This is a genomic window from Blastopirellula marina DSM 3645 (genome assembly GCF_000153105.1).
GTDB classification, from domain to species: Bacteria; Planctomycetota; Planctomycetia; order Pirellulales; family Pirellulaceae; genus Blastopirellula; species Blastopirellula marina.
The window spans coordinates 603,554-615,934 of sequence record NZ_CH672377.1 but is presented as its reverse complement, the minus strand read 5'-3'; the positions used below and the strand labels follow the sequence as shown (position 1 = coordinate 615,934).

The 12,381-nt window shown below is 59.4% G+C and carries 6 protein-coding genes; 5 read left to right on the top strand and 1 reads right to left on the bottom strand.

What is annotated here, in order from left to right; all coding sequences use genetic code 11:
* The first annotated feature begins 147 nt into the window (after positions 1-147).
* From DSM3645_RS21575 to DSM3645_RS28780, 5 genes are read left to right on the top strand one after another with little or no spacing between them, the layout of a single operon-like run.
* The gene (locus DSM3645_RS21575) at positions 148-2,976 is read left to right on the top strand and encodes a PD-(D/E)XK nuclease family protein (protein ID WP_002654702.1); all 2,829 of its coding nucleotides are present in this window, start codon (positions 148-150) and stop codon (positions 2,974-2,976) included.
* On the top strand, positions 2,973-6,095 hold the full coding sequence (locus DSM3645_RS21570; RefSeq protein ID WP_002654701.1) for a UvrD-helicase domain-containing protein: 3,123 nt from the start codon (positions 2,973-2,975) through the stop codon (positions 6,093-6,095). The genes DSM3645_RS21575 and DSM3645_RS21570 overlap by 4 nt, the downstream gene beginning before the upstream one ends.
* A complete protein-coding gene (locus DSM3645_RS21565; protein ID WP_002654700.1) occupies positions 6,092-7,351 on the top strand; it encodes a metallophosphoesterase family protein in 1,260 nt (419 codons plus the stop codon). Before DSM3645_RS21570 ends, DSM3645_RS21565 begins: the two co-directional genes overlap by 4 nt.
* Positions 7,348-10,866, top strand: coding sequence for an AAA family ATPase (locus tag DSM3645_RS21560; RefSeq protein WP_002654699.1), 3,519 nt, complete (start codon positions 7,348-7,350; stop codon positions 10,864-10,866). The genes DSM3645_RS21565 and DSM3645_RS21560 overlap by 4 nt, the downstream gene beginning before the upstream one ends.
* On the top strand, positions 10,866-11,273 hold the full coding sequence (locus DSM3645_RS28780; protein WP_002654698.1) for a gamma-glutamylcyclotransferase family protein: 408 nt from the start codon (positions 10,866-10,868) through the stop codon (positions 11,271-11,273). The genes DSM3645_RS21560 and DSM3645_RS28780 overlap by 1 nt, the downstream gene beginning before the upstream one ends.
* On the opposite strand, the gene DSM3645_RS21550 is transcribed toward DSM3645_RS28780, so the two are convergent.
* Entirely contained in the window at positions 11,258-12,277 is a 1,020-nt protein-coding gene (locus DSM3645_RS21550) for a helix-turn-helix transcriptional regulator (RefSeq protein ID WP_002654697.1), read from the bottom strand. The two genes, DSM3645_RS28780 and DSM3645_RS21550, sit on opposite strands and share 16 nt — an antisense overlap.
* Between the last annotated feature and the right edge of the window lie 104 nt (positions 12,278-12,381).

Below are 12,381 nucleotides of genomic sequence, written 5' to 3'. Positions count from 1 at the left end.
CCATTTATGGTCGTCGCAATTTCTTCTCACGCGTGACCAAACGTGTCACTTGCTGGCGCTACGCTCGACCACTTGGGAAAAGCACCCGCGGCTTTTCCCCCTCGCCCGGCGCGGGTATCTTGAGCGTTTTCAGAGCAAAGGCGAGCCATGTCAGGACGACCAACCGACTTCGCACGATATTTTCTCGGCTGGGATCGCCCTGCGCTGATTTCGGCGGCCGATTACCTGATTTCCAGGGCGCATCGCGATGGTCCTTTGCTCGATCTCAGCGAGTACGCGTTAATCCTGCCGGGCGCCCAAGCGGGACGACGTCTGCGCGATCTGTTGATAGAGCGGGCCGAAGCTCAGCAGGCTTCGCTTGTCCCCCCGATGCTTTGCGGCGTAGGGCAAACGCCGGAACTGCTGTACGAGCAAAAGCGTCCTTTCGCCAGCCAATTGACGCAACAGTTGGCATGGGCGGAAACGTTGCGGCTGTTTGGGACGCAGCGTCTGAAACATCTCATTCCTTTTCCGCCGGCGACCGACGATCTGACGCAATGGCGCGAGTATGGCGAAATCATTCGCAAAACGCATCGCGAGCTCGCGAGTGAAAAGCTCGACTTCGCCGGTGTCGCCGAGCGCGCCACAGAGATTCCAGAATTTGCCGAGCTCGAGCGCTGGCGCACGCTCGCACAGCTGCAGCAAGATTATCTGGCGCGGTTGGATCGCGTCGGCGTCTGGGATAAAGAGACGGCTCGACTTTTTGCGCTGCAATACGACGAATGTCGCTGCGAGCGGAAGCTTGTGTTAATCGGCGCCGTCGACTTGAACCAAACGTTGCGGTCCATGCTCGATCAAGCGACTGCGCACGGCGCCGAGATTTCGGCCCTGATCGCCGCTCCCGAGGAATTGGCCGCTGCGTTTGACGCGCATGGTTGCCTGCGACCAGATGCCTGGTCAGATCGCCGCGCGGTGGTCGATCCAAGTCGCGTCTATCTGGTCGAAGGGCCCGCCGATCAGTCCGAGCAAGTGGTCGCTTGTCTGGCCAGCTTCGCCGGACGCTATGCGCCGGAAGACGTCGTGATCGGCGTGCCGGACGAGGCGCTTGTACCCGAATTAAAACAGCGCCTGGCCTCGCATCAGCTCGACAGCCGCTTTGGGCCCGGCACGGCGGTCGTCGATACGCTCCCTTGCCGCTTGTTGCGGACGTTTTCCGATTATTTACGCCGTCGTAGTTTCGCCACCTTGGCCGAAGCGCTGCGGCACCCGGACGTTTGGCGATTGATCGAAGCCGAGCGCGATCCGCTCGAAACGCTCGACTTGTTTTTCGGCGAACACCTGCGTGACGCGCTCGATGCGACCGAGTTAGAAGGGGAGACGATCGCCGATTTGATGGCGCAGATGGATCGAATTGCGATTCCGCTGACGCAACCAATTTGTCCCTTGGTGGATTGGCGACAACCGATTAACGAGCTCTTGCAATCGATTTACGGCCAGCGCGAGCTAACGCCGGCGAGTGACGAATACCGCTCAATCTATCTGCCGATCGAAGCGATTCAAAATGCGCTGGCGACCTGGGAAGAAATCCCCGATACGTTGCAGCCGTTGCTCTCGGCCAGTGAAGCGATCGATATCCTGCTCCGTTTGCTGCGTGCGGATCTGATTCCGGAAGAGCCGCGCAGCGGCGTGATCGAGCTGCTCGGTTGGCTTGAATTGCCGCTGGGTGACGCGCCGGCCCTGATCCTGACCAGTTTCAACGACGGTCTGACGCCGAGTTCCGCCAACGGCGATCTCTTCTTGCCCAATTCGCTGCGTGAACGGTTGGGGATCGAAGATAACTCGCGGCGCCTGGCGCGTGACGCCTACGCCTTTGAATTGTTGATGAACAGCCGCCGCGATCTCGATGTGATCGTCGCCAAGCGAACCTCCGCAGGCGATCCCTTAGCGCCAAGTCGGCTATTATTTGGCTGCGATGACACGGCGCTGCCGATCGCGGTCGAGCGGATGTTTGGCGCACCCGAGGCGATCAACAACGGTGCGGTCGAATTTCAATCTGGCGAGACCGAGCAGTTTAACCAGGCGATCGAGATCCCGCTGCCTGCGCCGGGGCCTTATCAGGTCGATAAGATTACGGCCAGCGATATTCGCCGCTACTTGTATTGTCCTTATCGTTACTATCTCGAAAAAATCTTGCGGCTGCGATCGTATTCGGACAGCGCACGCGAGTTGGACGCCGCCCAGTTTGGCAATCTGGCGCATGACTCGCTCGAAGCGTTCGGCCGCAGCGAGCTTCGCAACTCCGTCGACGAGGCGGCCATCCGCGACTTCTTGCAGCAGGCGCTCAGCGAACTGGTGCGCGAAAAATTTGGAGCGCGCGTCTTGCCGGCGGTTCGGATCCAAGTCGAACAACTGCGACTGCGTTTGCAATGGTTTGCGACCGCCCAAGCACGCCGCGCGGGCGAGGGTTGGAAAATTGTCCGTACCGAAACCGACAACTCTCAGCATGAACCGCTGCTGGTCGTCGACGACGTTCCGGTTCGCTTGAAGGGACGCATCGACCGCATCGATCATCACCCCGATACCAACAGTTGGGCGGTCGTCGATTACAAAACGTCTGACACGGCGAAGAAACCGGAGGCCGATCATCACAAAGGCAAATTTGAAGAGCGAGAATGGTTCAACGTGCAATTGCCTTTCTATCGGATGATTGCCCGCGAACTGGGGATCGGTCCCCATGTCGAGGTCGGCTACTTCACGCTGCCGGCGAAGCGCGAAGACGTCAAGTATCGCGCCGCCGCCTGGGAAGACGCCGATCTGGATCAAGCCGAAGAGGTGATTGTGGATGTCGTGCGACAGATTCGTCGCGGCGAGTTCTGGCCGCCTGCCGACATTCGCGGGCAAAAAGATGACTACTCACGAATTTGTCAGGATGGCGTGTTAGGACGTTGGTTTCCTCCTGCCGAGTTGTTGGCCGCCGCAGAGGAGATCACCCGATGAAACCATTTCAACATCGTTTGATTCGCGCTTCGGCCGGGTCGGGCAAAACGTTTCAACTTTCCAATCGCTTTCTCGGCGTGTTGGCCTCTGGCGACGCTCCGGCTGAAATCTTGGCGACCACGTTCACACGTAAAGCGGCCGGCGAAATCCTAGACCGCATTATGATTCGCCTGGCCGAAGCGGCGCGCGATCCCAACAAACTAGCCGAGCTGAACAGCTTTATCGAAGCGGCGCCGGTCACTCCGGCGGCTTGCGTCGCGACGTTGCGCGAACTGACGCAGCAACTGCATCGGCTGCGCGTGCAAACGCTCGACAGTTTTTTCATTCAGGTCGCCCAGTGCTTCAGCTTTGAAATGGGCTTTCCGCCGGGGTGGTCGATTGCCGATGAAGTGGATGACTCGGAACTGCGAATCAATGCGATCGAAGAACTGTTGCGCGAGAACGAAGCGGCGCTGGTGCTGGAGATCGTCCACCTGATGAGCAAAGGGGAGACGACCCGCGGCGTCAGCCAGTTGATGCTGGACGCGGCCAGCCAATTTTACGGGCTCTTCCAAGAGACCCCAGCAGCGGTTTGGACAGCGCTGAAGGCCCGCAAGCCGCCGCAAGCGCAAGAGATTGACGCGGCGAAAAAATTGTTGCTCGAAGCGCCGCTCGACAAACGGATGACCAAAGCCCGCAATGAAGATCTGGCCCGCTTCGACGAAGGAGACTTCGGCGGGTTTCTAGAAAAAGGATTAGCGAAAAAGGTCATCGACGATGATCTCTCGTACTACCGCGCCGAGATCCCGGCCGATGTCGCCCGCGCCTATCAGACTTTGATCTCGGCCGCCGCGTGTGAGCCTTATAATTTGCTGGTTCGTCAAACCGAAGGCGCCTTTCAACTGCTCGATCGTTTTGACGCGATCTATCGGCGGTTGAAGTTTCAGTCGCAGTCGTACCGCTTTGACGATGTCACCCGCTTTCTCTCGCGACAAGCCGACGCCGACACGCCAACCCGCGTCGCCTATCGACTGGATGGCCATATCAATCATTTGTTGCTGGATGAGTTTCAAGATACGTCGCCAGCCCAGTGGAGCGTGTTGCGCCCTGTGGCGCGACGGGTGACGACGCAGCCGCTCGGCAGCTTCTTTTGCGTCGGTGACGTGAAGCAGGCGATCTACGGCTGGCGCGGCGGCGTGGCCGAGATCTTTGAAGAAGTAGTCGCCGAACTTGGCGAGCTGGACGAAGCGGAACTAGCGGTCAGCTTCCGCTCGTCGCCGGTGGTGATCGATTTTGTGAATCTGGTCGCGCGGAATCTGCATCGCCATCCGTCGCTTGATCGATTTGAAGACGGCGTCAAACGTTGGCAGACGATGTTCGCCGATCACTCGACCGCCAAAACCAGTTTGCCGGGCTACGTCAGTGTCGAAACCGCGCGGTACGGCGAAGAAGGAGACCCGACTGACGAGATGCTGTTTGTCGCTGCCGCCGAGCGCGTTTGCCGCAGTTTGGAAGATTCGCCGGGAAGCGAAGTCGGCGTCTTGGTTCGCACCAACGCCGCCGTGCGGAAGATGATCTTTGAACTGCGCCAGCGCGGCGTGACCGCCAGCGAAGAAGGAGGCGGCACGCTGACCGATTCGGCGTCGGTTCAATTGATGATGTCGCTGTTGCAATGGATCGATCACCCGGCCGATACGGTCGCTCGATTCCATGTGCAGAACAGTCCCTTGGCCGCTACGATTGGCCTGACCCCGCACATGGCGGCGCGCAAGTCATCCGAATTGGCGCAGGCGCTGCGAAACGAGCTGTTGGTTTTTGGCTATGGCGCGATGCTTCGCCGGTGGTCGCAGGTGCTCGTCGAAATCGGGAATTCCCGCGAACGCCGGCGCGTCGAACAGTTGGTTCGCATGGCGCATGCGTATCAGCCGAAAGCGACGCTGCGGACGAGCGATTTTGTGGAGTTCGTCGAGACGCAGCGCGTCGCGGATCCTCAAGCGTCGGCCGTACGCGTGATGACGATTCATCAAGCGAAAGGGCTGCAGTTTGACGTGGTGGTGCTGTTGGATTTGGATCACGAGTTCCCCGGTCGTTCTCCCAATTTTGTCATCGAGCGCGCGGCGCCGCTGTCGCCGGTCACTAGCATTGTTCGCTACGCGAATAAGGATGTGCAAAAGGTGCTGCCGCCTCGCTTGCAGCAGATGTTTACCAACGCTAGTTCACAGCAGGCGGTCGAAGAACTGTGCGTCTTGTATGTGGCGATCACTCGCGCGGTGCATGCGATGCATGTGATGATCAAACCTCCATCGGCGCGCGAAAAGAAGACGCCGCGCACGATGGCCGGATTGGTGACCGAGGCGCTGGAGGTCAAGCGTCAACCGCAAGGCAATGACGTCGTCTTCGCGATGGGAGACGCCGAGTGGTTCGCTCATCTTGCGGCTGCGGATGCGCCGCGCTTGCATCGTACGCCTGTGGTTGCGCGGCGTTTGCCCATCGCTATGGCGGCGGCGAAATCGCAGCGTGGCGAAACTCTCGCGCCATCGAAGCTGGAAGGGGGGCCGCGATTGAAGGTCGCCAACCTGTTGCATACGACCGATTCGACAGGACGGCTGTTTGGTTCGGTAACGCATGCTTGGCTAGAGCGGATCGAGTGGCTAAATGACTTTGAGCTCGACGAGACGCGGTTTCGCACGATCGCGCGGGCAATCGTCGGCGACGCGTTGAATGTCGATCATTTGCTCGCGCGCTTCCGCAAGACGATCGAGCAACCGCAGTTGCGGCAGTTGCTCGATCGCCAGACGGCGCCGCGGCCGCAGGGCGTCTCCGCCGGCGCGACCGCGGAGGTTCGCCAAGAGCAGACCTTCGCGATCGCGGTCGAAGGGGGAATCCAAAATGGGGCGATCGACCGTTTGGTTTTGTGGAAAGAAGGGGATGAAGTAGTCGCCGCCGACGTGATTGACTATAAGACCGATCGCTTGCCGGAGGACGACGCGGAAACGCTGGCCGATCGCGCCGCCTACTATCGACCGCAGGTCAACGCCTATCGCCGCGCGGTGCAGCAGATGTGGCGACTGCCGGAGAAGGCCGTCATTGGCCATCTCTATTTCGCATCGATCGACACGATCGTGGAGGTGAAATCATGAGCTTTCGTTTCATTCACGCCGCCGATTTGCACATTGATAGCCCGTTGCAAGGTCTGGGGCGAATCGATCCGGCGATGATGCAGCGCGTCCAGTTGGCGACGCGGACCGCATTCGAGAAGCTCGTCGACCTGGCGGTTCGCGAAGAGGTCGCGTTTCTGCTGATCGCCGGTGATCTGTTCGACGGTCAATGGCAAGACATGCGGACCGGGCAATGGACGATCGCCCAGTTTCGCCGTCTGGACGCTCACGGCATCCGCGTCTTTTACATTCGCGGCAATCATGACGCCGAAAGCAAGTTGCAAAAATCCATTCGCTGGCCCGACAACGTGAGTGAACTGTCGGTCAAACAGGCCGAGACGATTACGCTGGACGAAGTGAAAGTGGCGATCCATGGTCGTGGATTCGCACGTCCTGACGTGTTGGAGGATCTTGCCGCCGCCTATCCCGCCGCGATCCCCGGTCACTTTAACATCGGCATGCTGCATACCAGCTTGCAGGGGTACGACGAGCATGATCCCTACGCGCCGACAACGATCGATACGCTGCGCGGCAAAGGGTACGACTACTGGGCGCTCGGGCACATTCATCTACGCGAAGCGCAAGCTTTGTGCGAACATCCCTATGTCGCCTACAGCGGCAATACGCAAGGGCGCCATATTCGCGAACAAGGCGCCAAAGGATGTCTCGTCGCGTCCGTCGCCGATGGGCAGCTTGAAGAAGTTCGCTTTGAGCCGACCGACGTATTGCGGTGGAGCGAGTTGGAGATTGTCCTTGCCGCGGACGCCGATGCGCAACAACTGGATGAGCAAATTCGCGACGCACTCTCGGCAGCGCATGAGAAGAACGAAGGACGTTTTACGGTGGCCCGAGTTCGTCTGACCGGCAGATGCCAACTGCACGCCGAACTGAACGATCCCTTGAAACAAGGAGACTGGATCGGCCGAGTACGGGACGCGGCTGCGGTGATCAGTGACGAGCTGTGCATTGAGAAGGTGAAGATACGGACCAGCGCCCAACGCTCGGAACGCTCGCGCGGCGAAGCCGATCTGCTGGGCGAACTCTCGCGTGAAGTGGCGCTGTTGCGGGAAGACCCCGAGGCGCTCGCCGGGTTGTCGCCCGAGTTGAAATCGCTGTTTGATAAGCTCTCTTCCGCTCAGGCTGGCCTGAGTGACGAACGCGATACAAATGCTCGGATGGAAGAGTGGCTCGCCGCCGCCGAACAAATCTTGCTGACCGGATTGGAGGGCGCCGCGTGAAAATCAAAACGATTCAGGCCGAAAACTTTGGGCTCTTCACCAATCGTCGCTTCGAGTTGGGCGACCGCTTGCAGATCATCTATGGCCCCAACGAAGCCGGCAAGTCGACGCTGCTGCAACTGATCCGCGAGACGATCTTCGGCTTCCGCGTCCGCAATCCGTATGCGTACGCCGACGGCGGAAAAATGGGGGTTGAGCTGGAAGGAACCTTGGGCGATGGACGCGAGCTAGAGTTTCGCCGAACCAAGTCGAACAAGGCGCCGCTGACCGGGCAGTTTACGAAGAGCGGCGAGACGTTTGACGAGAAGGTCTGGCTCGACTTGCTGGGGGGCGTCGAGCAAGCGGCCTATGAGCAGCTGTTCGGTTTCTCGCTGACCGAACTCGCTTCGGGAGAAGAGGGGCTGAAAGCGGCCAGCCTGGATGAAGCGCTGTATGGGGGGAGTCTCGGCGGATTGGGGCAATTGCAGACGCTCAAGAAGACCCTCGAAACGGAGAGCAACACCCTCTTTTTGCCAACCGGCCGAAAACCTCGCATCAACGAACTGTTGTCGCAAGTCCGCGAAGCGCGCACTCGTCTGCGGAGCGCACCGCTGCGGCCGACTCACTATGACGAGATGCTGCGTGATCTCGATCAGCTGGTAGAGCGCCGCGATCAGCTGCACGAGGAACATGCGGAAGCCTATCGACGACTCAAACATTTGGAGCGAATCGAAAATGCTTATCCGGTTTGGATCAAGATCGCCCAGCTGAGCGAACAGATCAACGCGCTGGCAGGCGAAAAGCAACCGCCGCGCGAAGCGATCGAAAAGTTCGGCGTGCAGCGAACCAAGCTGCAATCGCTGGAAGAAGAGCTGGCGCGTTATCAATCGCAGTCGGAACTGTTGGCCAAAGAAGAAGCCGACAGCGCGGCGGCGATCAGCGACGACTTGATTCGCCAAGAGGAAACGATCAATCGGTTGGTGCAAACCGTTACCGAGATTCGTGGTTATCGTCGTGATATTCCCGCTCGCCAACAAGACGAAGCCGCCGCGTTGGCGGATGCGGATCGCGAAATGCGCGAGCTGCACCCTGACTGGAGCGTCGCCACCTTAGCGCAGTTTAACCTCTCGCTTCCGCAGCGAAAGGAAGTGGAGAAGGCCGCTGCCGCCGAACGCGATCTGCGGAGTCAAGCGAAGGTTTACGAACAGGACCTGCAGCGGCTTGCCCGCGAGAGCCAAATTGTCGAGCAGCGGTTGGCGGAACTGCCCCCGGTCAGCGACATCGAGTTTGCGCCTTTGATGCGCGAAGCGAAAGCGTGGGAGCGCCGCGCCGACCGAGCGATCGATCTGCAGCGTGAGCTGCAGCAACTAGAGTCATCCGCCGCCCCTCTCAAAAAGAGCGTCGCGACCCTGAGCGGCTTTGCAGCGGTGGATGTCCAACATTTGCCGTCAGAAGCAGAGCTGCACCGATATGCGGAAGCGTTTCAGCAAGCCGAGCGAAAGCGTGACGAAGCGCAGCGGCGCGTCGAAGCCGAGGAAGAATCGTATGCGGCTCAACAGGCCGAGATTGAAGTCCTGGATCAACGGCACGCGTTGGTGCCGCGCGAGCAGCTCGAGCAAGCTCGCCAACGACGTGACGCGGCCTGGGGTGAACTTCAAGATTCGATTACCTCGGCTACTGCTGACGCCGCCCAGCTAGCGGCGTTTGCTGAGTTGTTGAAAACGCCGGACGACTTGGCCGATCGTCGCCAAGAGCAGGCCGAACTGCATGCGCGACGCGACAAGCTGACAGATGATCTGGAACTGACGCGGCGCCGCATCGATCGATTCCACGAAGCGCTGGCCGCCGCCGAGCAACAGCTGCAAACGCTGCAAGAGGAATGGCGTCAGCTCTGGAACCAACAAGGCGTTTCTCCTCAATCCCCCAGTGAAATGATCACCTGGTGCGACAAGTTGCGACGTTGGCGAGAGCTGAACGACCATGCCGCCGCCGTCGAAGCGTCGCTTGCCGAAATCGCCACCGCGAATGCGTCGCTGATTCAAGAGATCGGTCAGGTGCTGCCAGAAGCTCCGACGTCCAGCGACATCGCCACAGTCGTCGATTGGTTGGAACGTGCCGCGGCGGCTGATACAAAGCTGCGTGAAGAGCATAGTCAACTTGCGGTGGAAGCGAAAAAGCTGCAGAGCGATCGCACCGCCGCCGTCGACGCCGCGCAACAATTGCAAGAGCGTCAATTAGCGGCGATGGAGACCATCCGCACGCATCTTTCGGAGGCCCCCGATCTCGGTTCCAACGATGCTCAGATTATCAACGACTTGCTGGGCAGAATCGACGCCGTGCGTGCGATGCGTGATAACGCGGCCAACTTGCGAAAGCGGATCGCTGATATGCAGCAGGGAATCGACACTTTCGAGCAGGAGGTGATCGGCTGCTGGCGAACGGCCGATTTGCCCGCCAGTGATCTCCTGGCCGAGGCGCGCGCGATTGAGCTGGATCGGCGATTGAAAGAGGCGGTAGCGGCGGTCCGTCAAAAGCAGAACGCCCAGCGGCAAATCGCGAGCCTAGAGCAGCAGATTGCTCAGTGTCGGTCGCAGCATGCGACGATCGAATCGCAATTGTCCGCCTGGCGCGAAGCGGCCGGCGTCGATGATGATCTCGGCCTGGAGGAAGCGACTCACAAGGCGCGCCAGCTGACCGAGTTGGAAACCGAGCGGCGAACGTTGCAAGCCGAGCTGACCGGCATTCGTCAGTCTGAAGACGCGGACGCGTTTGCCGCAGCGCTCGCCGCCGCCGATCTGGACGATGTGCAATTGCGTCGCGTCGAAAGCGAAGCGGAGGTCGCCAAGCTGCACCAGCAACTTGACGACGTGAAGGAGCAACTGGGCCGAGCGCGGCAGCAACAAGAGTCGCTGGAAGGTTCGGACAAGTCGATCGCCGTCGCGTCGGAGCTGGAGAGCTTGAAAGGGGAGCTACAGGAGAAAGTCGATCAATACGCGCCGCTGGTATTGGCCCGCGCGTTGATCGATCGGGCGGTCGCCAAGCATCGCGAAAAGACGCAAGGAGACATGCTCGAAGCGGTGGGTCGGCTCTTCCGCGAAATGACAGCTGGCGAATACCAGGGAATCGAACGCCGACTGGATGAGCTGGGAACATTGATCGTCTTGCCTCGCGAAGGGAAACCGAAAACGGCGGAAGAGTTGAGCACCGGTACGCGTGAGCAACTTTATCTAGCGATTCGTTTAGCCTATATCCAAAGCTACGCCGCCGGCAGCGAAGTTTTGCCGGTGGTGATGGATGATATCCTGGTCAACTTTGACGACCAGCGACAGCTGCGCACGTTAGCCGTGCTGCAAGAGTTTGACCCCCGCGTGCAAATCTTGTTTTTGACCTGCCATCAGTCGATGGTCGAAAAGGCGCAAACGCTTTCGGCCAAGATCCCGGTCCTCTCGCTGAATGATATGCCGATCGAAGCGCCGGCGACGACGCCCAAAACTCGGAAACGAACCAAACCGCAAACCCCCACGCTGTTCAACTAATGGCCCACGAAATCACCCCCTTCTTCGCTTACGGCACGCTCAAACGAGGCGAAGAACGCGAAAAGCTTTGGCCTGCTCGGCCGCTCACCGTCGTCACCGCGTTCACGCAAGGTCGGCTCTACGAACTGGGCGAATACCCGGGCCTCGTACACGGCGAAGACCGCATCCAAGGCGAGCTGTGGATCTTCAAGCATCGCGACGCCGCGAACGTGCTTAAGGCGCTCGATGAGATTGAAGGCTACCCGCGGTTGTATGGCCGTGAGGAACTGCCGTGCGAAACGTTTGACGGGCAAGAGATCAGCGCGACGACTTATCTCTATGCAGATCCTGACAAGCTGACCGATGAGCGGCGGATCTTGCCCGACGAAAATGGAGTTGTCGTTTGGAAGCGTCAATCGATCTGGTAGATCTGCGCCAAGCGTTTGACCCGTTCGGCGACCGCTTTGCGGCATGAAGCCGGCGACAACACTTCAGCTTCGGCGCCCAACGCCAACACGCGGGGGATAATCTCCAAGTCATTCGCTGCTTTGACCGTCAAGATGACGCTGCCGTCTTCTTGCGATTCGATCTTTTGTTCGGGGTGCCAGGGATCTTCGCGAACCCACGCTGCGGCGAAGCTGCTGATCCGGATCTTGAAGTTTTGCGGCTTCTCGGATGCGAAGATGCCGATCGACTGCGCCAAGTGTTGTTCAAGATCAAAGTCTTTCGGCGGCTTGAAATAGGCGTCAAGCGCTTCCGCTTTTTTGAAGCGGTCAAGCTTCCAGTGCCGTACGCGCGTTTCTAGATCTTCAATTTCACGCGCCGCCGCGACGATGTAGATGCTCGATTGATAGAGGACCACGCCGTACGGTTCGATCTCGCGCTCTTTCGGTTTCGGTTGACCGAGCGTCTGATACGAGATCTGCACGACCCGATGTTGCTGAATCGCGCGATTGATCGTTTTCAGAACGCCTTCTTGATCCTTGTACGATTTGGGGGTGACGCCGCTGACGTGCAGCACTTGGCGAAACTTTTGATAGTGGTCCCAGATTCCGTCGGGCAGTTCTTCTTTGATTTTGTTCCAGAACGATTCGATGCCGACCCAGAACGGCGTGCCGGCGAGCGGCAACATCAGATCACGCCCGAGTGACAGCGCGATCAGCTCGGTCGCCGACGCGTTGATCTTGTGCATCCCCCGAGCGCCGGTTCCCATCTTCCAGACGCGTCCGCGGGGCGATTCGTGCGAATCGACGTCGACTCCGGCCGCTTGCAGCGCTTCTAGATCACGGCGAACCGTGCGGACGTGCAGCGACGTCAGGCCCAATTGATTGACCAGATCGTCGCGGATCTCTTCCAGCAGATACCCGTAACGCGAATGCTCGAGTATCTGCAGAATTTTGTGCTGACGGATCAGTTGTTCGTTGCGTGCCACCGGCCTAGGTTCTTCCGTGAACGAAATTGCGAATCGCTTCACGCGGCTAGAGCGCCGTCGCTCTTGAACTGGCAGTGTAACCCGCCGCTGCACTCGTCGGCAAC